The sequence below is a fragment of the Paenochrobactrum sp. BZR 201-1 genome, from assembly GCF_044987585.2.
In the GTDB taxonomy this organism is placed as follows: Bacteria; Pseudomonadota; Alphaproteobacteria; order Rhizobiales; family Rhizobiaceae; genus Paenochrobactrum; species Paenochrobactrum pullorum.
In genome coordinates, this window is sequence record NZ_JBJDRZ020000005.1 from 228,286 (window position 1) to 251,357 (window position 23,072).

Here is a 23,072-nt window from a genome sequence, read left to right on the forward strand (position 1 = left end):
GGTTATTCTCCGTTTCAGATATTTTTTATGAATTTCGAGATGGTGTCGGCAAAAACCTGCGGCTGTTGCACACAAGGAATGTGTCCGCATTGGTCAAGCATGATGAATTCAGCTGCCGGAATGAGATCAGCCATTTCCTGCACAAGTGTGGGTGGGGTGGCGCCATCCTGATCACCGGCAATGCATAAGGTCGGCACTGAAATCAACTGAGCTTCTGCGGTGTAATCTGCATGTGCCAAGGCTTCACAGGTGGCGGTGTATCCATCAACCGGCTGGCGGGTGAACATATTGCAATAGGTGGCAAAGGCAGCATTATCGTCGGTTCGGAAAGTCGGGGTGAACCAGCGTTCCATTGTCGGCGCCAATACGCTGCTCAAACCGTTTTGGCGAATAGCATCAATGCGTGTGCGCCACATATCGGCAGTGCCGATTTTATGGGCTGTGTTGGAAAGAATGAGTGCCTCTACAAGCTCCGGCTTTTTGGCAAATACCGCTTGAGCAATCAAACCGCCAACCGAAAGACCGCATAAGATGACACGATCAAGGTTCAATGCAGTGAGCAATGCGATCAGATCGTCAGCGAGCTGGTCAATTGTATAAGGTGTGGCACCAGTATCAGAAAGACCGTGCCCACGCTTGTCGTAAGTCAGCAGCAAATATTCGCCAGCCAATGTTGTCTTCACATCATCCCAAATCCGCATATCTGTGCCGAGCGAATTGATGAATACAATTGTCGCATCGGATGCGTGATTACGCTCGGGCTTTGCGAGCGCGTAATGGGTGGTTTGATTGTTTAGACGAATAAATTGCACTGATTGTCTCCTCACGATTTTAATCTGGCGCTTTCATCTGGTTAAGTAAAATGATATTAACGCGTATATTCATAACTGGGAGGTTATGTGAATATGGTCAGCAACCGTATCAAGTTCCGTCATTTGCACACATTTGTGGAAGTCGCACGTCAGAAAAGTGTGATGAAAGCGTCGCAAATCCTGCATGTCAGTCAGCCTGCTGTCACGAAAACAATGCGTGAGCTTGAGGAAATTTTAGGTGTTCCTTTGTTGGAGCGTGACGGGCGCGGCATTAAAATTACCCGTTTTGGTGATGTCTTTTTGCGCCATGCCGGAACAGCCCTAACGGCGCTGCGGCAGGGTTTTGATTCTGTGTCGCAGGAGGTGGACGGTTCGGGCCCGCCAATTCGCATTGGCGCTTTACCGACCGTTTCCACCCGCATCATGCCGCGCGCGATGAGCTTGTTTTTGTCGGAGAAAACTGGCAGCCGCATTAAAATCGTCACCGGTGAAAATTCGGTTCTGTTGGAGCAATTGCGCGTTGGTGACTTGGATTTGGTCGTCGGACGTTTGGCGGCACCGGAAAAAATGACAGGATTTTTCTTTGAGCATTTATATTCGGAAAAAGTCTTGTTTCTGGTGCGTGCCGGACATCCACTGGCACATGAAAACACGCTGATTTTTGATCATATCGCTCAGTTTCCGGTGCTGATGCCAACGCGAAAATCAATCATTCGCCCCTTTGTTGACCGTTTGTTGATCGCCAATGGCATCGGTGCTTTGCCGATCCAGATTGAGACGGTGTCGGATGCTTTCGGTCGCGCTTTCGTACGCGAAAGTGATGCGGTCTGGATTATTTCTGAAGGGGTTGCTGCCGCGGATGTGGCGGAAGGTAAACTGGTGCCGCTTGATATTGATACGGATGAAACCAAGGGGCCGGTGGGGCTGACTATGCGCACCGATATGACGCAATCAGCCGCCTTGCAAATTCTGATCCAGACAATTCGCGAAGCGGCTGAAAATGTTTAAAAAGCTTAAAGTTTCGCCGCTAAGATAGCAGCGCCGCTTTGTTTGATTCTGGCTTTGCCGCTAAAATAGCGGCGCCGCCGGCAGCTTGCACAGCGAGGCTACCGCAGATAATGCCTTCACTGAGTGCCGCTTCAAGCCCGACACCTTGCATCCAGCTATCGATAAAGCCTGCATTAAACGCATCACCGGCACCGGTTGTATCCACAACGGTGACCGCTTCTGCTGATTTATGCAATTGCAGATCGCCAGCCTTCAGCCATGCACCATCCGCTCCGCCTTTGAGCACCACACAGGGGAAATGTTCGGCTAGCGCATTTAAGGCTGCAAACGGATCTTTATGGCCGGTGATCGCCAGTGCTTCTTCCTGGTTGGGCAAGAAAATATCTGCCCCCTTACAAGCATTCAGCAATGCCGGATCATAGATCAGCGTTTCATCCCAGCTTGGATCAAGCGAAACCGTCAGCCCTTTAGCCTTGGCGCGCGTAATCAGGTCTGGGATTTCATGCAAAGTGGCATATTCTGCAATATGCAGATGGCCAGCATCACTCCAGTTTAATGCGTCTTCAAGCGTAGCTGGCAGCGCAGTACCGGCGCGGCGTGAAAGAAAGGCTCGGTCATTATCAACGACACTTGCGACAGTGACCTGTGGGCCGGCAGTCACGCAGCGTTCCAGAAAGCGCAGATCAGCACCGGCGGCTTCCAGTTCCGGCAGAATACCGACGGATAGCGGATCAAGCCCGAGACGTGCCAGCAATGCGCAAGCTCGTCCTTTGTGGGCAAGGTGAGCGGCGGTGATAAACGCGCCGCCCCCTGCAGCAATATTCATATCTTGTGCAAATGTTTCCTTGCCGAGTTCAGGAAGTGCATCCAGACCGGTGAAAATCAAATCACAATATATGCGTCCGATGCTTAAGACAGCCGACCTTACACCTGATGAACAGGGTGATGATGCAGAACTCATAGTCGGCCTAAGCTTTTCTCGGTTTTTGCATCAAACAGATAAAGGCTGCCGCTTGGTGCATGAACAGTCACGGTGCTGTCTGCTGCCGGAATGAACTTGGCTGGTGCGGTGGCGATCACTTCTGTGCCGTGAACACTCAAATGGATGAGTGTTTCAGGGCCCAAAGGTTCAACAGCCAGCACGGTACCGGTGAGGCTGATGCCGTTAGCCGGAGCAGTTTCACCATCAGCCAGTGCAATCAGATCATGCGGACGCACACCGATGAGAATGTCACCGCTTTCAGTGAATTCAACTGCATCGCCGGAACGACGGCCTTTGATGAGGTTCATCGAAGGGCTGCCGATAAAGCGGGCGGTAAACACATCAACCGGATTTTCATAAAGCTCGGTCGGTGTGCCTGTCTGCAGGATGTTGCCGTCTTTCATCACCACAATTCGGTCAGCCATGGTCATGGCTTCCACCTGATCGTGGGTCACGTAAACGGTGGTGGTTTTCAGGCGCTGATGCAGGCGTTTGATTTCAATGCGCATTTGGGCACGCAACTGTGCGTCCAGATTGGACAAAGGTTCGTCAAACAAGAATGCCGACGGATTACGCACCATCGCACGGCCAATGGCAACACGCTGACGCTGGCCACCTGAAAGGGCAGCAGGGCGGCGATCGAGATAAGGCTCCAGACCTAAAATCTTGCCGGCTTCTTCGATGCGCTTGTTCTTTTCTTCCTTCGAGAGTTTCGAAGTATAAAGACCAAAACCGATATTCTGGCGCACAGTCATATGCGGGTAAATCGCATAGTTCTGGAAAACCATCGCAATATTACGCTGCTTCGGATCACGTTCATTGACGACTTCATCACCGATTTTCAATGTGCCGCCGGAAATGTCTTCCAGACCTGCAATCATGCGCAAGGTGGTGGACTTACCGCAGCCGGAAGGGCCGACAAAAACCACAAATTCACCATCGGCAATTTGAAGATCAATGCCGCGGACAGCTTCAACATTGCCGTAGCGCTTTACCAGTTTTTCGAGTTCGATTGTGGCCATCAGCGTGTCTCCACCAATGTTTGGAATTTTTCATTGAGCGCGCGCGCGGCATTGGCCTCGTCGGCAGATTGTTTGGCAGTTTGAGCCGCAAATGCTTGGGCTGTTGCTTTATAATGGGCAAGAGCTTCCATCATTGGCTTGTCGGCCGGGCCGCCGGTACGATCACGGATGCGCACAAAATATTCAGGCGAAACCAGCTCTTCAAACTTGGAACGGTCAAAAGAAGGCTCTTTACCTGTTGCATGCTTGAATGCCTCCAGAAACGGTTCATAACCGTCTTGGGCCAGTCCGCCGCCTTTCGCAACAACGGCCTTGGCAACGGTTGCCGCAATTTCATGCGCCTGACGGAAGGAGAGGTCTTCGATACGCACCAGTGAATCTGCAAGCTCTGTAATGGTGATGCAGGAGCGGCGGATATTGTCTTGAACACGAGCTGGATCAATGCGCACAGCTTCGATGAAAGCTGCCAGCAAATCCAACACGCGGCTGGCGGTTGCAAAGGCTTCATAACCCATTTGTTGGGTTTCGCCTTCACTGTCATTCATATCGGTAAATGGTGTGTTGTGAATGACATCAAGAACCGTGCGGGCACGACCCATCGTCTGGCTGGACAAATGGCGCATATGTTCAATCGGTACCGGATTACGCTTCTGCGGCATGATGGAAGAAATTTGCACGAAAGCGTTTGGCACATACATTTGGCCAACTTCAAAACTTGTCCAGAACTGGAAGTCCTGAATAAGGCGGCCAAGATGGATGAACATCAACTCGATGGAAGAATAGGTTGAGGTGATGTAGTCGGAAGCTGCAATGCAGCTGTAGGAATTGCGCAAAGGCGCCGCAAAGCCCAAGAGTTCCGCAACACGCTCACGGTTGATCGGAAAGCCGGATGTGGTGATCGCCGCTGCGCCCATTGGCGACAGATTGACGATTTTGCGTGCCTCTGCAAAGCGCTCGATATCACGGATGAGCACTTCAATAGCGGCAGAGAGATAATGACCGAAAGTGGAAGGCTGTGCCGGCTGACCGTGGGTATAAGCCACAATCAGAGTTGCTTTTTCACGGGTCGCTGCACGGATCATCGCTTCCAGCAGGTTCTGTGCTTTGGCCATCAGGGCGTCAATGCGCTCTTTCAGGCCAAGTTTGAACAGAGTGTGGTCGATATCGTTGCGCGAACGTGCCGTATGTAGACGACCGGCAATATCGGCACCAAGACGGCTTTTTAGCTCTTTCTCAATCAGGAAGAAGAAATCTTCCACTTCACCGGTGTAAACAAGCTGAGACGGATCAACATCACGGTCGATAGCTTCCAATGCACCGGCAATGGCCGAAGCCTGAGTGCGATCCAGAATGCCGGTTTCCACCAGCATCACCAGATGGGCGCGGTCGATACGGCGGAAACCGTCGACATGGTGGGTTTTAGCGCCATCAAAGAGCGGTTTCAGAACCGTTTCTTTATAGGTCGGATCAGGAAAGACGCTTTTGTCGTTCAAGCGTGGATCTAGGTCTGACATGATTTATCCTTTCAGTCCGGCAAGCATCACACCGCGCACGATGTAGCGTTGCAGCACGAGGAAGACCAACAGGGTCGGCAGCGTCGCAATCGCAGCACCTGTCATGATCATTTCCCATTGGATGGATTGTTCAACCGCAAAGCTCGAAAGACCAACCGGCAAGGTGTAAAGTTCTTTGCTGGTGGTGACGATCAGCGGCCAGAAGAAGGCTGTCCAGTTACCGAGGAAGGTAAAGATGGCGAGTGCCGAGAGCGCAGGGGTGACAAGCGGCATGGCCACTTTCCACCAGATTTGGAACTCGTTGAGACCATCGACGCGTGCAGCCTCCAGGAAGTCATCCGGCACACCTTCAAAGAACTGTTTCATCAGGAAGGTTCCGAAAGCAGTCATCAGGCCCGGGAACATAATGCCCCAATAACTATCGAGCCAGCCGAGCTTTGATGACATGACATACCAAGGAATAACCAACATTTCTGTCGGGATCATCAGTGTCGACAGAATGGCGATGAAGATGAAGTTACGGCCGCGGAACTTGAACTTCGCCAATGTGTAACCGACGAGACTGTCAAAAAACACGTTGGAAAGCGTGACGACGACTGCGACAAACATCGAGTTGAAAAACCAGCGCAGGAAGCGTCCGTCAGCCAGAATGGTGACATAGTTCTGGAATGATGGTGCGGCAGGGATCAGACGCAAATCATAAACCTGACTGGCTGTTTTCAGCGATGTTGAAAACATGAATGCCAGCGGAATAACCATGATTACGCCGCCGATGAACAATAATGTCCATGTCAGCACACGGCCTGGTCTGACGTTTTTGTAATTGATTGAGGGCGATTGAACAGTGGTACTCATTTCTTTTCCCTCAAAATCCAGAGCTGTAAGAGCGATACGAAAAGCAGGATGGTGAACAGGACAACTGTCTGTGCTGCGGCATAACCCATCGCATAAGATGAGAAGGCCGTTTGATAAATCATCAGCACCAATGGTTTGGTCGAGCCAAGCGGGCCGCCCGGATCATTGGTGGTCATGTTGTAGACCTGATCGAAGATACGTAAGAATCCGATTGAGGAGAAAACAACCAGAAATACGGTTGTCGGCTTCAGGAGCGGAATGGTGATTTTGCGTAAAATGGCCCATTCACCCAGACCGTCAATGCGGGCTGCTTCGTAGAATGTGTTCGGAATAGCGCGCAGACCGGCCATGAAGATGATGATCTGGAAGCCGAGGCCAGCCCAGATCGATGTCACCATGATGGATGGCAATGCCTGTTCAACCGAACGGATGAAACCTTGCTGCGGAATACCAACCAGCGCCAGCGCATTATTGATGACGCCGATGGGGGCAGGCTGGTAGAACCAGCGCCAAACCCATGCCATTGCGGCAGCGGTGGTCAGATATGGCAGGAAATAAAGGCCACGGATCAGGCCATGCATAAAGCGGACGCGATCTAAGTAAAACGCAATCGTAAAGGCCAGAATGAGGCTGATAGGGGTACCGATCAGCAAATAGCTGAATGTGTTTTTAAACACTTTCCAGAATTGCGGATCAGAAAAAAGCTTGGTGTAGTTGGCGAAACCGATGAATTTTGGCGGCTTCATCAAATTCCAGTCCGTCAATGAAAGCCAGAAAGCCTCAATTGTCGGATAAAACCGGATAACCGAATAAAACAGGATGGGGAGGGCAAGGAAGCTCCAAACCCAGATCAACCGTCTTACCCGCATGGGGAAGCGGTTCCAAAAAGTGTCATCCGGTCGGGCTGTTGTCACAGTCATGGCTCACAATACCTTTTGGTATGGTTCGGGATAAGCGTAATATTTTACTAGAGCGTTTTGCATTTAATCTGATCCATTGCACTCGCTCTGCCTCATTGTTTTTAACGCATGTCACTATCCCAAAACCGGTGTCCACTTTTGGGAGACATGCTTTAAAAGCAGACGCAAATTTATGAATTAAAATGTAGCGTGGACTTCAATATTGAAGTCCACGCTTTCTATTTTGCAGTCTTATTGTGCGTCGTCGATTACAGTCTGCTCAGCTTTTGCAGCCTGAGCGAGTGAATCTTTGGTCGGCTGCTTTTCAAGTGCCACGCGGTTGACCATGTCAATTGCGGTCTGGCGCTGGGCTGCTTCATCCACAAACATGGTGGTGTGAGCATAGTCCAGACCTTTGAGGAACGGACCATAGATCGGGTCTGCCAGATTTTTCTCGGTCTGAGCCGCAGAACGGCGTGCAGGCAATTCGCCGACTTCCTCCAGCCAGATTTCCATCGCTTCCGGTGAGGAAATATAGTTGAGGAATTTTTCAGCGGCGACCAGCTTTTCACCCGTCACACCGGAACCGATACCATTGGCAAAATAGCTGGCATAGTTTGAACGAACACCTTCAGCATTAGCCGGAAGTTCGGTTACACCCCATTCAAAGCCTTCGATGGTGCGAAATGAACCCAGACGGAAAGTACCGTCAATCGTCATTGCAGCCATACCGGCACGGAATGCAGCTTGACCTTCATCCATGAATTTCTGTTCACTGACCTTATGTTCAAGCTGCAGGTCAGTGTAGAATTTCAGAGCCTTGTCACCGGCTTCGGTGTCATAAGCCACTTTGCGGTCATTGTCGGTGTAAGGCACGCCGCCAAATTGACGAACCAGCACTTCACGCCACCAATGGTGATCCTGACCAGCCATATCCATGGTCACGCCAACAGTGGTGAGGTTGCCCGCACCATCACGCTTGGTGGTTTTCTTTGCCGCTTCAACAAATTCTTCCAGCGTCTGTGGTGGATTGTTTGGATCAAGACCGGCTTCTTCAAACAATTTCTTGTTGTAGAATACGGCCAATGAACGAACCGCAGTCGGCAGACCATAATATTCATCGCCGCGCTTCATAGCATCGGTGATGGAGAAGAAATCTGCTTCGATTTTATCGTGCGGAAATGTTTCTTTTGACAGCGGTTGCAGAATGTCGCCAGCTACGAATTTGTCGAGCCAGCCATAGAAAAGCTGCATGACATCAGGGGTCTTGCCGGCCATTTTGGCAGCGATAACTCGCGTCTGATAATCATCATAAGGGAATGTGGTCTGTTTGACTTTGATATCTGGATTGGCTTTTTCAAAATTTGCGATCAGCTTGTCCATAGCTTTAACGCGGGTTTCGAAAATATACTGCCAATATTCAATTTCAACAGCCTGAGCTGCATTAAAAGCCATCGTGCTGAAACCAGCAACCAAGCTCGCAAACATAAGTTTACGCATATTAGAACCTCCCTAAGCGCCGCCTCGCTTTTTTTTGATTGCGAAGAGGATGCTGAACCAATTGCCCGGAACCTTCATTCCAGTGTTGTAAATGAACGGACTTCAACTGTCGCAACTTGAACAATATACTATTCCGTCACTTATTTCTTCCGCAGAACATTTGTTCGCATGCTTGCGTTAATGTGCTACAGAAAACACCAAAGTGTTAGTCCTTACGGTTCCCTATAAAACATGGTTTTGTCAATAAGATAATTTACTTGAATTAATCTATTGCTGTGTTTGAGGTATTTGCGCTATCACTTTTTCAGGGGATAGCAGGGTGAATAGAATGGTTTTCCAGCTCGATAATGATCAACAAACAACCCATCAGATCACTCTGGGTAAAAATCCGGAGAGGATTCGCGATCATAATCGTCGCGTGGTTTTAGATGTCGTCCGCCAGCATGGCTCATTGGGGCGTATGCATATTGCGCGCCTTACCCATCTGACCGCACAAGCTATCGCCAATATTGTTGACGAACTGGTCAGTGAAAACCTATTGATGCAGACGGGGCGTTTGCGCGCCGGACGCGGACAGCCACCCAAGCAATTTGCGGTTAATCCTGATGGTGCGATGACGATCGGGATTGAAATGGCTTCCGATCATATGGTGACAACAGTGCTTGATCTTGCCGGTCAGCCACGCTTGCGCCGTATCATCCCGGTGAAAGACACCAGCCCCGCAGAGCTTTCCAAGCAGTTTGCAAGTGAAATTGCTGAAATAAAACAAAGTTTTACTGCGCCTTTGCTGGGCGTTGGTGCTGTGATGCCGGGGCCTTTTGATGTGGAAGGCATGACTTCCGTGGGGCCCACAACTTTGCCCGGTTGGGCAGAAATTGATGCGTCCGCTTTTTTAAGTGAAGCCTGTGGCGAGACAGTTATCATTGAAAATGATGCGTCCGCTGCGGCCGTGGGCGAGCGTTTATTTGGTGCCGGACATAGTATTTCCAGCTTTGCGATGATTTATTTCGGTGGCGGTATCGGCCTTGGCATGATTGTGGACGGCATGCCGTTTCGCGGTGCTTTCGGCAATGCGGGCGAAATCGGTCATGTGGTTGTTTCGCCTTTGGGGCGCTCATGTGCCTGCGGGCAGCAGGGCTGTCTTGAGCGCTATGCGTCGCATTATTCGCTCTGTGAAGCGCTGCATCAGGCAGGCATTGAAAACACTGAATTTGATGATCTGGTCGAGCTCTATAAAAAGAAAAATCAGGTTCTTATGCACTGGATTCATGAGGCCGCCGCCCATTTGGCACCGATGATTGCAATGATCGAAAATATTCTGGATCCGCAGACCGTCATTTTAAGCGGTATGCTGCCGGATTCGATTTTGCAGGAACTGGTGACGCAAATGGGAGCGCTGCCGATTTCGGTGGCAAGCCGTCAGAAACGGGTGATGCCGCGGGTGATTCTCGGGGCAACCGGTCAGTACACAGCAGCTTTGGGCGCTGCTGCTTTGCCGCTATTCGAGGTTATGACGCCGAAGCTTGATACGGCGACTGATCTTTAAAAACTAAATATCTGGAGGACTACTATGCTTGACGCGCGTCAAAAAATTGAAAAGCAGATGGCTGCACCAGCATTAGTGCGTCTGCATCGCAGCCTAAGCCGTTTGCAATCAACCGTTACCATGATGAATACCGGCGCGCATCCCGATGATGAGCAAAGCGGAATGCTGGCATATTTGCGTTTTGCATTGGGCATGCGGGTAATTATCGGTTGTTCCACCCGCGGCGAGGGCGGACAGAATGTGCTGGGGCCTGAGCGCAGCGGTGCTTTGGGTGCGGTGCGCAGCCGTGAACTGGAAGAAGCCGCACGTGCCATTGACAGTGACGTGACATGGCTTGGTCATGGCCCGCAAGACAGGATCCATGATTTCGGCTTTTCCAAAGATGGCGACGGCACTTTTATGCATTGGGGCGAAGACCGCACCATTGAGCGCCTTGTCCGTGCTTATCGCACCGATCGTCCGGATATTGTGATCCCGACCTTTCTTGATGTTCCGGGGCAGCATGGCCATCACCGCGCGATGACACGCGCGGCTGAAAAAGCGATTCATTTGGCTGCCGACCCTAAAGCCTATCCGGAGCATTTTGATGAAGGTCTGAGCGTTTGGCAGGTAGGCAAATATTATCTGCCTGCATGGACTGGTGGCAGCAATGGCTATTATGATGATGAAGTGCCGCCGCCAACAGCTACTGTCACGATACGCGCTGAGGGGCGCGATGTTGCAACCGGCGCCGATTATGCTCGTATCGGTGAATGGTCACGTTATTACCATGCCAGCCAAGGCATGGGCTATTGGCCGGAAAATCCAAAGCAAGAATGGCCGCTGTACCTGTTGCTGAATAGCGTTAAAACACGCAGCGAAACATCGGTGCTGGATGGTTTACCTGCCAATTTGGAACAATTGGCGTCATTCTCCGGATTGTCGGCAAAAACTGTCAGCAGTTTGCGTGATGCGCAGGATGCACTTGATCATGCGATTTCGGCCTTTCCTGATCGCGGTGCGATTATGGCGTGTTTGGTTGAAGCAGCAAAAGCCATTGAAACCGCGCGCGAACATGCTTCAGCTGAATTTTTAAAACTGCATGATCATCGCCTGACCAGAAAACTGATGCAAATTCATCATGCGCTTTTTGAAGCCGCAGATCTGTTTGAAAATGCGGCTTTAACTTCACGTACCTTAACGCCGGGGCAGGCAACCGAGTTGAAGGTCAGCCTCAGTGATGAGCATCGCCGCTATAAAGTGCGCGTTGATGCGGTTTTCCCTGATCGTGTTGAAGTTATTGCGACCGGACAAAATGGCAGATATTTCAATTTTGATGTGATTGCCGAAACTGAAGCTGCATTTTCACCTGTTTTTGAGCCGAATTGGACATCGCTGCAAGGCAATGGTCAGGCGCATATTGTATTGAGTGCGGATTTCTCCGGTTATCAGGCTAATGCGCAATTTGATCTCGAAGAGCCTTTTGCTGTCCTTCCTGCAAGTTCGCTGACCCTTGATCCGCCAGCCTTTATTTTGGCCATACAAGATAAGACTACTGAAAATTTGACGACGCGTATGACCATCAATGGTGCACAAGCACCAGTGCGGTTCAGTGCGCCGGCAGGTTGGAACGTGAGCCAAGAAGGCGAACAAGTGACACTGGCGCGGCCTGAAAAGACCGAGCAAGGCTTGTTGCGTTTTACGCCGCAAATTGATGGACGTGATGCTTTTAAAGTGGATCGTATCAGTTATCCGCATATTGGTGCGGTGAGCTATCGCGAGCCGGAATTGTTGCAGGTGTTGGCGCTTGATCTGACGCTGCCGAAGAGGGCCAAAATCGGCTATGTCGGTGGCGGTGCGGATCGTGTGGGTCTGTGGCTTTCACGCATGGGACTTGATGTCACCATGCTGAATGAGAAGCATTTTGCAGGTGATCTGTCGCAATTCACCACCATTGTCGTTGGTATTTTTACCTTTGGTTTGCGCAAAGACTTGGCGGCAGCCACTGCTAAACTCCATGATTTTGTGCATAAAGGCGGCCATTTGGTTACTTTGTATCATCGTCCATCAGATGGCTGGGTGCCGGAAACAACGCCGCCGCTGCGTCTGAATATCGGCACACCTTCTTTACGCTGGCGTGTGACCGATCCGGCCTCAGATGTGACGATCTTGCAGCCGGAGCATAAATTGCTCAAAGGTCCAAACCATATTGACATGAATGATTTTGACGGTTGGGACAAAGAGCGCGGACTTTATTTCATCTCCGGATGGGATGATGCCTATGTACCGCTTTTATCCATGCACGATGCCAATGAGCAGCCATTGTTTGGCGCATTGCTGAGTGCGGAAATTGGTCAGGGGCGCCATACGCATACAAGTCTTGTTTTGCATCATCAGCTCGACAAACTGGTGCCGGGCGCTTTCCGATTGGTGGCCAATCTTGTTCAACCGGCCTGAGACGGCAACCGATAACTCACGCGTGAAAAACGCAACATCGGGCAAAAACTCGACCGGAGAGGCCATTATTTGGTCTCTGGCGGATATGCTGCTGGTTGCCGGTGCTATGTCGGCACTGGTGAAGGCGCAAGGTGTCGCTTATCCGGCCTTTCAGCTGGTTTTCATCCGTGCGCTGATCGGGTTGATCTTCATTCTGCCGCTCATTTGGCGTGAGCGGCAACAGATGCTGCATATTCGCCATCCGTGGCGTAATCTCACCCGCATTGTTTGTAATGCGATTGCATTAACGAGCCAGTTTTTTGCCTATGCGCTGATGCCGCTGGTGGTGGTCAATGCTTTAAGTTTTTCCAGGCCGCTCGTCACTATGCTGATGGCTGTGGTGATGTTGTCAGAAAAAGTGAGCCGTATTCAATGGATCGGCGCCGGTATCGCCTTTGGCGGTGTGCTGATCATGCTCAATCCAAGCGGAGGTTTCGTCTGGAGCGTCGGCTTGGCGGCGATTGCCATCAATGTGGTGTTTGGATCGCTGGCTACCATTCAGACGCGTCAGCTTCGTGAAGAAAGTACTACGGTGATGATGGTGTTTTATACGGTTGGCTTGGTGGTACTGACCGCCATTCCGGCGATCATGACTTGGCAGCCGGTGAAGGCAATGGATTGGATACCGCTGATTGGCATCGGATTGCTGGCGCAAGCCGGGCAATATTGTTTCTTGCGCGCTTATCGTTTGGCAGATGCCAGTGTGTTGGCACCGATCAGTTATCTTTCAATCGTGGTGATGGCGATTACCGGTTATGTATTTTTTGGTGATGTGCCGGAACTGAAAATAATTATTGGTTCTGCCATTGTGCTCTGCTCATTACAATTGACCTCAGTTTTGGAGCGTCGAGCTAAGAAAAAAAATTAAGATCATATTACAAGCAGTCACGATTTTGTTATAAGAATATAATCCTTTTGCTGCAAAACCGGGCTTTTTTAGATCAAAAATACTTCAATTTTTATGTATATTGATCAAGTTTTTGCAGAATTTATTGACTTTCTTAAACTATTTACCTACTTGACCAAGAGATGGGCCATGCATCGAACCTCCCCCGGATTGCATGGTTGAAACCATTTTTGTCAAATGAAGCTAAGTAAGTTTCTTACTAGTTCCGAGTTTGGAGCAGAAAATTGAAAATTTCTACATTGTTCGCTACAGCTGCGATTGCTTTCGCAGCAACCACCGCATCTGCACTGGCTGCAGATTTTGAAGTTAAGATGCTCAATAAAGGTGAAGGCGGCGATATGGTTTTTGAACCAGCGCTCACCAAAATTGCTGTTGGCGACACAGTTACTTTTGTGCCTTCTGACCCTTCACACAATGCTGAAAGCATGAAGGACATGATGCCAGAAGGTGGCACCACCTTTAAGGGCAAGATCAACAAGGAAGTAAAAGTTACTTTTGATAAAGAAGGTGTTTACGGCGTTAAGTGCCTGCCACACTTTGCAATGGGCATGGTCGCTCTCGTTGTTGTTGGCGATGACCTGAGCAATCTTGATACAGCTCCAAATGCGAAAATGCCTCCTAAGGCAAAAGAGCGTATGCTGCCATTGCTTGAACAGGCTGCTGCCAAGTAATTTTCACAGTGTTGTAGTGAAAATGCCGGAAGATGATAGTCTTCCGGCATTTTTTTTGAAACAAATTTCAATTTTTATTATAAATTTCTGATCTATTTTGTTTTTCATAGTGCTTATACGACGCTATAGTTCTATAGCTGGTTCAGGGGTATTTCAAAAATCGATTGAGGGCAGTCTATCAAAATGGTTGCTGCCGGGTGAGGCTCATTGAGTGATAGAATAACTGATGCGTCGCAACAATCTGCGCCGGATATAAATGCGGGCAGATTATTATTGTCACTTGCGGCAGTGATTGCGACTGCGGCGGTCTTCGGTCTGACATATAGTCTCACGGCACCTCTGGTAGCCATGTCCTTGACAGAGCAGGGCGTGACTGAAACTCTTATCGGCATTAATGCAGCAATGCACGCGCTTGGTGTGCTTTGTGTCGCTCCTATATTGCCGCGATGGGCAAGTCGCTATGGAGCGCGCAGGCTCATTATTGTCGCTCTCGTCATGACGGCCGTTCTCTTGGCATTGTTTCCGGCCATGCCGAGTTTTTGGCTATGGTTTCCGCTGCGTTTTGGTCTAGGCATAGCTGCCGAAATCCTGTTTGTGCTTACTGAAACATGGGTGAGCGAGTTGAGTACCGATGCCACGCGCGGTCGCATTATGGCTACCTACACCGCCTTTCTGTCATTGGGATTTGCGGGCGGGCCGCTGATTTTGTCTTTCACCGGTGTTGATGGTGTTTTGCCGTTTTTCATTGGCAGCTGTGTTGCTTTGTTGGCACTTATTTTTATCAGTTATCGCCATATTCAAATACCGGTTATGCAAAAGACCCATAATCTGAATTTGCTGCGTTATATGCGTGCAGCACCTATTGCGATGGGCACAACAGGTTTAAATGCCGGTATTGAAACGGCGGGCTTGTCATTTTTATCGCTTTACGCGGTGCACCTTGGCTGGAGCGAACAGGGCGGCACCCATTTGATTACGATTTTGATGGTCGGCGCTATTTTACTGCAGCTGCCGATTGGTTGGATTTGTGACAAGATGGATCGTTTCCGCTTGATGGTGATTTTAAGCGTCTTGTCGATTGCAGGCGCTCTTTTCTGGCCATTGATCTTGCAGGCAGGTTGGGTTGCTTATCCCGCCTTGTTTATCTGGGGTGGTGTTTTTGTAGGGATCTACACCACCATGCTGGCAATTATCGGCAGCAAGTTCCGCGGCACCGATCTGGTCGGCATTTATGCCGCAATGGGTCTGTTTTGGGGTGCAGGCGCCTTGTTCGGCCCGACGTTGGCAGGCATCTCAATGGACATCACAACACATGGTTTGCCGCTTTTTGTCGGCGCGGCTTGTGTCGTATTTCTCGGGTTTATTTTATTTATTGGCCGATTTGCAAAGAATACGGATGAGGCGACAACGTGGTAAGGATTATGCTGCTTTTGCTGGGGCGCGATATTATCCAGCATCATTGGAGAAAATTGTGTGTTGTCGGCATCCTCTGGTTCATTGCCGGATTGGCGATTTTTATTGATGCGATTGATGGTAAAACGCTCATTCCCTCATATGCATTTGGTTACTTCCTGTTGCCGGAAGCCATTGTCAGTGTGATCGCTGCCTTTGGCAGTCAAGGTACCGCCAAACAGATGCGCCTCTTTCAGGGGATTTTGCTCTTTGTTTTAGCCATTTTAATACTGATGTCGTCCTTTGCCGCCAATTTCATATTGGCGATGATTTTTGGCTTTTGCTTTTTGGTTGATGGCGGCATGCGTATCGGCAGCGCATATGTGGTGCGCTATTCTCGCTGGAAGGCGGGCGTGGTTGCCGGTGTTATAGAAATTATTCTGGCGATTTTTGTGCTTCAACCTTGGCCGACCTGGTATGAGGGGACAATTGGTTGCAATGTAGGCGCAGTGATGATGATGGCGAGTGTGGGTGTTATCAGCATTGCAGTTCGTATCCGCCGTTTGCATCCTGGCGCATCAATCACCTCTTTGTTCAGAGGGGAACTGACGCTCTTTAACGGCGAATATGTTGAAGAAACAGGTGAGACAACACGCGGTGATCTGATCGTACATGTCTGGACGCCAACTGGTAATGCCACCACCCCGCTGCGCCAGCGCGCGATCAACCGTTATATTGCGGCTGTCGATGCAGAAGGAGTGATCTCCACTGGACACGCAGCATTGGAAGTGCAGCCTGATATTTATATCAGCCATTATCCGGCTGTTGAAATTGATCGCTCACCGGATGAGTTTGGTCGGATTTTACGTGCAACCGTTGATAATGATGTGCCGGGTCGCTTTTTGACGTCTTATCGTGAGGAGGCTGATGGCTGGTGTGAATCAACTGTCAAAGTGCATCTGGTTGGTGCTGATATACAAAAATTGCGTAGCTACTGGAAGCGCTATAGTCAGGATACTACCTATAATCTGACCAACCGTAATTGTTCTTCATCGGTGGCGAATGCACTGGATGCGGCTTTTGAAGGTGGTTTTCGTGAGCGTCGCTGGCCGCTTTTGTCGGCACTTGGTGCCATTTCCTATCCGGAATTATGGGCTGCCGGACTGATGCGCCAACGTGCCGAAACCATGGCATGGACACCGGGTTTGGTGCTCGATTATGCGCGCGCTTTAAGTGCTTTGGTCAATCCGCCGGTCAGTACATGGCGACGGTTGTTTCGCCTTAAAAGTGCAAGTCATTAGGATATAAAAAGCGGGCTTTAAAGCCCGCTTTTTATTTAGCTTTATTTTATGCCGAGATAGCAAGGCTTCCCTTTGGATCGGGTATAACCACAATCTTGCTGCCGTCGCGCACATTGTCATAAAGATGGATGACATCCTGATTGAGCATGCGGATACAGCCGGAAGATACCGCCTTGCCGATGGTCCATGCTTCAGGCGAACCGTGAATACGGTAGATGGTGTCGCGCCCGTCTTTATGGATATAGAGTGCGCGCGATCCGAGCGGGTTTTTCAAGCCCGGCCCCATACCACCGTTCTTGATACTGTATGGTTCCAAAGCTGGCTGGCGGGCAACCATTTCATCCGGTGGCGTCCAGCGTGGCCATTTGCGCTTATAGGCAATGATTGCATGGCCTGACCATGCATAGCCGTCACGGCCAACGCCGATTCCGTAGCGCATGGCGCGGCCGTTATTCAGCACATGGTAGAGATATTTATTCGGGGTATCGACAATCACTGTGCCGGGTTTTTCATCAGTGAAATAATCAACTTCTGTGCGCCAGTATTTTTGCGGCACTTTCGAGACATCAACCGCAGGGATCGGGAAGTCTTCATAAGGGAGTGCCTCATACATCGGCGGAACTTCAGCCTTGGCGGTTTTGGCTGGTGTTAAATCTGCTGCGGGGCGCATATCGGGATTGGTTGAAACGCAACCTGAAAGCGTAATGGCACTGGCACCAATCAGAAAATTTCTGCGGGTCAAAAGCTGTGTCATGTTTTGTTTTTTATTCTTCATCGGGCTTTCACTTTAAATTCAAAACGCAAGTCTGTGCTTGGGATTGCGGCTAACAAGCCGGAGCAAGCTTAAGTGAGCCTTAAGATAAGGACAGCTTATGGCCGAAAAAACAGACAGCAGATGATAGTGACTTTTATGTCACGAATAGCGTTGCGTTAATGACACAGTATTGGTGTGATTATGGTTAAGGAAAGATGAATGATGCCTGCAAAGCGCTCGCTGCTTAAAATAAAGAACCTTGATTGCCATTGTCTTTAGCAGCTGCTGTAGGTCGCTTTGGCCTTGATGGCGTAACAGATTTAGGCGGTTGAGAAACCACCGGCATACCGTCTTTATGTGCAGTTGCGCCCACTTCCCCATCAGCAAAACGCAAGTTCAACAAGGCGCCATCATCGATACTGGCAGCACGTTTGAGGGGGTGACCTTCTTTATCGAAAACAATTGCAAAGCCACGTTCCAGCACACTCTCATGCGACAGTGTCCGCATCAAACGTTCCAGCTCCTGACAGCGTCGTTTGATACGCTCAACGCGCAATCCGATGGCTTGATCGCGGCGGCGATCCAATTGGCCAAGCGCTACTTTATATTGGCTTATTTCGCGCAAGATAGGCTCGGCATTTAAACGTTCGACGCGATAGGCATAAGATGTGCGGCGTTCGCGCAAATAACTTGCCAAAGCGCGCGGCAGGCGTTCCTTCAGTTGCGTGGTCGTACGTTTGTGTTCCGCAATTTTACGGCGCAGCAGAAGTGGTGAAAACTGACGTGCCAATCCATCCAGCTGCATCTTTTTATGCTGGGTCAGTGTTTGTAGGCTGCGCTCAAGACGGCTGCTGATCTCATCAAAATGGCGACGCGGCATTGCCAGTAATTGATCGGCATTGGGCATGGCACGACCAAGCGCACGTTGCATTTGACGACGTTGTTCCAGATAGCGCGATATAGCAGATGAAAGGCGTGCCGCATGGGAGGCAAGGGCGGCTTGCAGATCGGCGCGCACGGGTACCGCCATTTCGGCCGCTCCCGTTGGCGTTGGCGCACGTATATCGGCAGCCAGATCAATCAGTGTCCAGTCGGTTTCGTGACCAACCGCAGAAATCACCGGAATATGGGAGGCCGCAACGGCACGCACTACCACCTCATCATTAAAACCCCAAAGGTCTTCCAGACTGCCGCCACCACGCGCCACAATCAAAAGATCAGGCTGCGCAATGGTGCTTCCGGCGGGAAGATTGTTAAAGCCCTGAACCGCGGCAGCCACTTCTTCGCCGCTGGTTTCACCCTGTACACGCACCGGCCAAACCAGTACATGAAGCGGAAAACGATCAGTGATACGATGGATGATGTCGCGTATCACTGCACCGGTTGGCGAGGTGATCACGCCGATCACTTTCGGCATGAATGGCAAGAGTTGTTTGTTGGCAGGATCAAACAACCCTTCAGCGCCGAGCTTGCGTTTGCGTTCCTCCAGAAGCGCCATCAACGCACCGGCTCCTGCCGGTTCCATTTGCTCAATGACAATCTGATATTTTGATGAGCCGGGATAGGTGGTAAGCTTGCCGGTGGCAATCACTTCCATGCCTTCTTCGGGGCGGAAACGCAATTTGCTCATTGATCCGCGCCAGATAACCGCCTCCATGCGGGCTTTATCGTCTTTCAGCGCGAAATAAGCATGCCCCGATGAATGAGGCCCGCGATAACCGGATATTTCACCACGCACCCGCACATGGCCGAATTGCTCTTCAATCGAGCGTTTGAGCGCGCCCGATATTTCAGAGACAGAATATTCGGCAACATTGGAGCTGGCATTTTGGGCAGCATCCGTTGCGGGCTTTGGCGAATCGAATAAATTATTCATATCTCTATTGGTCAGTTTTCAGGGCTGGAGGTCAAGCCACGATGCTGTTTCACTTACCAATCTATAGCAAGATATTGTACATGGCTTTTCTTTTGCTTTTGATGATTGGCCAACTGACGTTCTGTATTCAAAGGCGTAATCGGCGGAGCGGTAATGCTTTCAAGGCTTGCCACAATATGTTGCACCAGCGCATCCATAATGGCGGCTTGCTTGCTGGCACCGCGTAAAATGCCGATGCCGAATTTTGGCAAACTGTTGAAACCTTCCGATTCAGTCAACACACGCATGCCTGGGCGCAGTGCACATTCCGGCAAGACTGCCACGGCAAGCCCTGCCAAAACCGCGGCACTAAGCACACTGGCAGACCAGCTGGTAAACAAGATGCGGTAATCACGTTGCGCTTCCACCAAAGCATGAATGGCCGAGCGGCGCCAAACGCAAGTTGTGCGTCCGACGGCTAATGGTAATATTTCGGCTTCATGAATATTATGGCTGGCGGAAGAAACCCATAATAAAGGTTCGGTGCGTAAAATTTCTGATGGATGTACCTGATCGCATTGTGTAACCAGCGCAATATCGAGTTCACCCTTTTTGATCAGTTCATTAAGATTGATGGATGGTTCACATACAACAGAGAGTTCGATGCGCGGGTTCGAACGTGAAAAACGCGCCATAATTTCAGGCAAAAAACGGTCGGCATAATCATCCGGCATGCCGATGCGGATATGGCCTTCCAATTGTTGGTCATCAAATGAAGCGATGGCTTCTTGACTGAGACGGAGCATGCGGCGTGCATAGATCAACAGTTTCTGGCCGTCTTCAGTAAGACGGTTGTTGCGGCCATCGCGCTCAAAAAGCGGCTTGTCGATCCGCTCTTCGAGACGGCGCATTTGCATGGAAACGGCCGACTGCGTCTTGAAAATCGTTTCTGCGGCACGGGTAAAACTGCCGCTGTCAGCAATAGCAATGAAGGTTTGCAGCTGATCCAGATCGAGCGGAGTATTCATCGATGATTATTCCGTTTTTTATTATTATGAATGACGGATAATCCATCTATTTTTTTGATAAATCAATGAGCCGAAATGTAGCATGACAAAGGCCAAGCAACGGGGCATCAGTTACTTGGCCTTGCTGAAGATAGAACCGATTTATTAAATCAGTATCCTAATAGGCATATTCGAGAAAAACCGGTTCGATACAGCCGCCCCAAACAGAGTTATAAGCCTCCAACATTTTTTCAGCTTCGGTGCTGCCGCGTGCAATAACTTCTTCCAATGGTGCGATGAAAAAGGTTTCATCAAAGCCATCACTGTTGAGTTTATTGCGGTTTTTCAGGCCGAGCTTGGCGATTTGCAGCGTTTCCCGAGCGATTTCTTGCAGCTTGTGACCACGGAACGGGCTGTGCATACCCTTTGCCGGAACAATATTGCGAAGTGCCAGCACTTCTTCATATGTCCAGTCTTTGGTCAGTTGCTCGGCTGCATCCAGTGCTTCATCGTCATAAAGTAACCCGACCCAATAGGCCGGAAGCGCACAAATACGACGCCAAGGCCCGCCATCGGCACCGCGCATTTCGAGGAAGCGCTTCAGGCGGACTTCAGGAAAAAGCGTGGAAATATGGTTTGCCCAATCTCCCTGATTAGGCACGGGATCACTGACTTCACCTTTCAAGGCACCATTCATGAATTGGCGGAATGTGACATGGGTGCAATCATGATAATGGCCATCACGCAGGATGAAATACATCGGCACATCAAGCGCCCATTCGACATAATCGGCAAAACCGAAATTTTCTGAGAAGACGAAAGGCAAAACGCCGGAGCGCTGATTATCGGTATCGCGCCAGATGTCTGAGCGCCACGATTGCAGGCCGTTCGGCTTGCCTTCTGTAAACGGCGAGGCAGCAAAAAGAGCCGTTGCGACTGATTGCAGTTTCATCGAAACTTGCATCTTGCGGCGCATATCTGTTTCGGAGGAGAAGTCGAGATTTACCTGAATGGTTGAGGTGCGGTACATCATGTCCAGCCCTTGTGTTCCCACTTTAGGCATATAATTGGTCATGATTTTATAGCGCGATTTCGGCATGACTGGGGTTTCTGCCAAGGTCCATTTCGGACTGCCACCCATTCCTAAAAAGCGTATGCCGAGCGGTTCGGCAATTTCACGAACCTGTGCCAGATGCGCGTTTACTTCGCGGCAAGTCTGGTGAATTGTCGAAACCGGTGCGCCGGAGAGCTCGAACTGGCCACCTGGTTCCAGTGAAATAGCACCCTGACCGGTTGGCTCGACGAGGCCGATAATATTACCTTCGTCAATGATCGGCTCCCAGCCAAGCTTGGCTTGCATGCCGTCAAGAATCGCTTTGATGCCTTTATCGCCCTCATAAGGAACGGGGCTGTTTTCTTGAGCATAGAACGGAAATTTTTCGTGCTCTGTACCAATGCGCCATTTGTCTTTCGGCTTGCAGCCGTCAGCCAGATAAAGGGCTAAATCTTCAACGCCCGAGATAGCTGTCTCGTCAGTTGTATCGCGCGCCATGCTGTCCGATCCTTAAATTAATATATGCGATTAGTTGAGTGATAAGACGCATTTGCCTGATCAAGCAAGTCTATTTCGGATAAACACTGTGTTGCGGGAAAATGTGACCTTGTAAAATAAGCATAGCTTACCAATCACCTAAAACGGCCTGAACAAGAGTGAGAGCTGCAACTGCTGCGGTATCTGCTCGCAAAATTCTGGGTCCTAGCGGGATTGAGGTCACAAAGGGTTGGTTATGCAGATATTGGCGTTCGCTTTCCGAAAAACCACCCTCAGGTCCAATAATAATTCCGCAAGTTCCGCGCGGCAGTGTTTTCAGCTGGGGCAAGGGGTTGTTTGATTCGTGCCCTTCATCGCAAAAAATCAGCGGAATTGATGTGTCCCATTGTTCTAAAAACGCATCAAACCGCAAAGCTTCGCGGCATTCGGCCAAGCTTAAATTGCCGCATTGTTCGGCCGCTTCCGTGGCATTGGCTTTGATGCGATCAAGCCCAAGCTTTGGCACTTGCGTATGCTGGGTAATGACAGGCTGCAAAACACCCGCACCCATTTCGACCGCCTTTTGCACCATATAATCAAGGCGTCCTTGCTTGAGCGGTGCAAAGCAATAAATGAGCTTTGAGGCTTCCGGCTGCGTCCTCGTTTGCTCGGTAATGTGTAAATTCAAGCGCTTTTTACCCTCAGGCTTAAGAGTCGCTTTCCATTCACCATCACGGCCATTGAAAACCAGCACCTGCGCATCGGCTTTCAAGCGCAGCACATGGGTTAGATAATGGGCGGCTTCGGTTGGCGCTTCAATAACCACATCGGCTATAAGATCGGCATCCAGATATAGTCGTTGCATTTTGTAATTTGCTCTCATGAAAGCATCGATGGCAGAAAGCATGAGGGCAGGTCAAGAGTGACTGTTTATGTGGATGAAAAGGAATCAATAATGCTACAGGCGCGGTGCTGACGTGGTACTGGTTTTAAAAAATGTTGAATATGGGCACGATGGTGAGGGGAGTGATGAAAAAGGAT

Annotated in this window: 19 protein-coding genes; 7 read left to right on the forward strand and 12 right to left on the reverse strand. The window is 50.1% G+C overall.

Annotated elements, in window-relative coordinates:
• Positions 1-14: 14 nt before the first annotated feature.
• On the reverse strand, positions 15-812 hold the full coding sequence (gene pcaD, locus ACI0FR_RS03775) for a 3-oxoadipate enol-lactonase (protein ID WP_374829509.1): 798 nt from the start codon (positions 810-812) through the stop codon (positions 15-17).
• Positions 813-905: 93 nt separating this feature from the next.
• Here pcaD and pcaQ point away from each other — a divergent pair, with 93 nt between their 5' ends.
• The gene (gene pcaQ / locus ACI0FR_RS03780; protein ID WP_374830481.1) at positions 906-1,820 is read left to right on the forward strand and encodes a pca operon transcription factor PcaQ; all 915 of its coding nucleotides are present in this window, start codon (positions 906-908) and stop codon (positions 1,818-1,820) included.
• A gap of 19 nt (positions 1,821-1,839) precedes the next feature.
• Here the strand turns inward: pcaQ and ACI0FR_RS03785 are convergent, their stop codons facing one another.
• The 6 genes from ACI0FR_RS03785 to ACI0FR_RS03810 form a co-directional block, all read right to left on the reverse strand.
• On the reverse strand, positions 1,840-2,781 hold the full coding sequence (locus tag ACI0FR_RS03785; RefSeq protein ID WP_374829511.1) for a carbohydrate kinase family protein: 942 nt from the start codon (positions 2,779-2,781) through the stop codon (positions 1,840-1,842).
• Entirely contained in the window at positions 2,778-3,824 is a 1,047-nt protein-coding gene (locus ACI0FR_RS03790; RefSeq protein WP_374829513.1) for an ABC transporter ATP-binding protein, read from the reverse strand. The genes ACI0FR_RS03785 and ACI0FR_RS03790 overlap by 4 nt, the downstream gene beginning before the upstream one ends.
• Positions 3,824-5,338: an argininosuccinate lyase gene (gene argH / locus ACI0FR_RS03795; protein ID WP_374829515.1), complete on the reverse strand. Its 1,515-nt coding sequence runs from the start codon at positions 5,336-5,338 to the stop codon at positions 3,824-3,826. The genes ACI0FR_RS03790 and argH overlap by 1 nt, the downstream gene beginning before the upstream one ends.
• Positions 5,339-5,341: 3 nt before the next feature.
• Complete coding sequence (locus ACI0FR_RS03800) at positions 5,342-6,193, reverse strand: carbohydrate ABC transporter permease (protein WP_404906517.1); 852 nt, start codon at positions 6,191-6,193, stop codon at positions 5,342-5,344.
• Positions 6,190-7,113 carry a carbohydrate ABC transporter permease gene (locus ACI0FR_RS03805; protein ID WP_374829519.1) on the reverse strand — a complete coding sequence of 308 codons (924 nt, stop codon included), beginning with the start codon at positions 7,111-7,113 and terminating at the stop codon, positions 6,190-6,192. Before ACI0FR_RS03805 ends, ACI0FR_RS03800 begins: the two co-directional genes overlap by 4 nt.
• 231 nt (positions 7,114-7,344) lie before the next feature.
• Positions 7,345-8,592, reverse strand: coding sequence for an extracellular solute-binding protein (locus ACI0FR_RS03810; RefSeq protein WP_374829521.1), 1,248 nt, complete (start codon positions 8,590-8,592; stop codon positions 7,345-7,347).
• A 328-nt stretch (positions 8,593-8,920) separates the two neighbouring features.
• Between ACI0FR_RS03810 and ACI0FR_RS03815 the strand changes: the two genes are divergently transcribed.
• The 6 genes from ACI0FR_RS03815 to ACI0FR_RS03840 all read left to right on the forward strand — a co-directional run bounded on the left by ACI0FR_RS03815 (position 8,921) and on the right by ACI0FR_RS03840 (position 16,884).
• Positions 8,921-10,138: an ROK family protein gene (locus ACI0FR_RS03815; protein ID WP_404906515.1), complete on the forward strand. Its 1,218-nt coding sequence runs from the start codon at positions 8,921-8,923 to the stop codon at positions 10,136-10,138.
• A 24-nt stretch (positions 10,139-10,162) separates the two neighbouring features.
• Positions 10,163-12,574: a PIG-L family deacetylase gene (locus ACI0FR_RS03820; protein ID WP_404906513.1), complete on the forward strand. Its 2,412-nt coding sequence runs from the start codon at positions 10,163-10,165 to the stop codon at positions 12,572-12,574.
• Positions 12,558-13,481 carry a DMT family transporter gene (locus ACI0FR_RS03825; protein WP_374829527.1) on the forward strand — a complete coding sequence of 308 codons (924 nt, stop codon included), beginning with the start codon at positions 12,558-12,560 and terminating at the stop codon, positions 13,479-13,481. The genes ACI0FR_RS03820 and ACI0FR_RS03825 overlap by 17 nt, the downstream gene beginning before the upstream one ends.
• A gap of 263 nt (positions 13,482-13,744) precedes the next feature.
• Positions 13,745-14,191, forward strand: coding sequence for a pseudoazurin (locus ACI0FR_RS03830; RefSeq protein ID WP_374829529.1), 447 nt, complete (start codon positions 13,745-13,747; stop codon positions 14,189-14,191).
• A 207-nt stretch (positions 14,192-14,398) separates the two neighbouring features.
• Positions 14,399-15,607, forward strand: coding sequence for an MFS transporter (locus ACI0FR_RS03835; RefSeq protein ID WP_404906510.1), 1,209 nt, complete (start codon positions 14,399-14,401; stop codon positions 15,605-15,607).
• Positions 15,601-16,884 (forward strand): HdeD family acid-resistance protein, encoded by a 1,284-nt coding sequence (locus ACI0FR_RS03840; protein ID WP_374829533.1) that lies wholly within the window; start codon positions 15,601-15,603, stop codon positions 16,882-16,884. Before ACI0FR_RS03835 ends, ACI0FR_RS03840 begins: the two co-directional genes overlap by 7 nt.
• A 46-nt stretch (positions 16,885-16,930) precedes the next feature.
• Here ACI0FR_RS03840 and ACI0FR_RS03845 read toward each other — a convergent pair whose 3' ends face one another.
• The 5 genes from ACI0FR_RS03845 to ACI0FR_RS03865 all read right to left on the reverse strand — a co-directional run bounded on the left by ACI0FR_RS03845 (position 16,931) and on the right by ACI0FR_RS03865 (position 22,914).
• Complete coding sequence (locus tag ACI0FR_RS03845) at positions 16,931-17,659, reverse strand: L,D-transpeptidase (protein WP_404906507.1); 729 nt, start codon at positions 17,657-17,659, stop codon at positions 16,931-16,933.
• Positions 17,660-17,882: 223 nt separating this feature from the next.
• Positions 17,883-19,514, reverse strand: coding sequence for an exodeoxyribonuclease VII large subunit (gene xseA / locus ACI0FR_RS03850; protein ID WP_404906506.1), 1,632 nt, complete (start codon positions 19,512-19,514; stop codon positions 17,883-17,885).
• A 53-nt stretch (positions 19,515-19,567) separates the two neighbouring features.
• Positions 19,568-20,521, reverse strand: a complete 954-nt coding sequence (locus tag ACI0FR_RS03855; RefSeq protein ID WP_404906505.1) for a LysR substrate-binding domain-containing protein — start codon at positions 20,519-20,521, stop codon at positions 19,568-19,570.
• A gap of 157 nt (positions 20,522-20,678) precedes the next feature.
• Positions 20,679-22,052, reverse strand: a complete 1,374-nt coding sequence (locus ACI0FR_RS03860) for a glutamate--cysteine ligase (RefSeq protein WP_374829541.1) — start codon at positions 22,050-22,052, stop codon at positions 20,679-20,681.
• Between the two features lie 127 nt (positions 22,053-22,179).
• Complete coding sequence (locus tag ACI0FR_RS03865; RefSeq protein ID WP_404906504.1) at positions 22,180-22,914, reverse strand: 16S rRNA (uracil(1498)-N(3))-methyltransferase; 735 nt, start codon at positions 22,912-22,914, stop codon at positions 22,180-22,182.
• Between the last annotated feature and the right edge of the window lie 158 nt (positions 22,915-23,072).

Bases quoted from the DNA above. Each gene is read 5' to 3' on its own strand.
- pcaQ (WP_374830481.1), top strand. From the start codon at position 906: ATGGTCAGCAACCGTATCAAGTTCCGTCATTTGCACACATTTGTGGAA.
- ACI0FR_RS03785 (WP_374829511.1), bottom strand. From the start codon at position 2,781: ATGAGTTCTGCATCATCACCCTGTTCATCAGGTGTAAGGTCGGCTGTC.
- ACI0FR_RS03790 (WP_374829513.1), bottom strand. From the start codon at position 3,824: ATGGCCACAATCGAACTCGAAAAACTGGTAAAGCGCTACGGCAATGTT.
- argH (WP_374829515.1), bottom strand. From the start codon at position 5,338: ATGTCAGACCTAGATCCACGCTTGAACGACAAAAGCGTCTTTCCTGAT.
- ACI0FR_RS03800 (WP_404906517.1), bottom strand. From the start codon at position 6,193: ATGAGTACCACTGTTCAATCGCCCTCAATCAATTACAAAAACGTCAGA.
- ACI0FR_RS03805 (WP_374829519.1), bottom strand. From the start codon at position 7,113: ATGACTGTGACAACAGCCCGACCGGATGACACTTTTTGGAACCGCTTC.
- ACI0FR_RS03810 (WP_374829521.1), bottom strand. From the start codon at position 8,592: ATGCGTAAACTTATGTTTGCGAGCTTGGTTGCTGGTTTCAGCACGATG.
- ACI0FR_RS03815 (WP_404906515.1), top strand. From the start codon at position 8,921: ATGGTTTTCCAGCTCGATAATGATCAACAAACAACCCATCAGATCACT.
- ACI0FR_RS03820 (WP_404906513.1), top strand. From the start codon at position 10,163: ATGCTTGACGCGCGTCAAAAAATTGAAAAGCAGATGGCTGCACCAGCA.
- ACI0FR_RS03845 (WP_404906507.1), bottom strand. From the start codon at position 17,659: ATGAAGAATAAAAAACAAAACATGACACAGCTTTTGACCCGCAGAAAT.
- xseA (WP_404906506.1), bottom strand. From the start codon at position 19,514: ATGAATAATTTATTCGATTCGCCAAAGCCCGCAACGGATGCTGCCCAA.
- ACI0FR_RS03855 (WP_404906505.1), bottom strand. From the start codon at position 20,521: ATGAATACTCCGCTCGATCTGGATCAGCTGCAAACCTTCATTGCTATT.
- ACI0FR_RS03860 (WP_374829541.1), bottom strand. From the start codon at position 22,052: ATGGCGCGCGATACAACTGACGAGACAGCTATCTCGGGCGTTGAAGAT.
- ACI0FR_RS03865 (WP_404906504.1), bottom strand. From the start codon at position 22,914: ATGAGAGCAAATTACAAAATGCAACGACTATATCTGGATGCCGATCTT.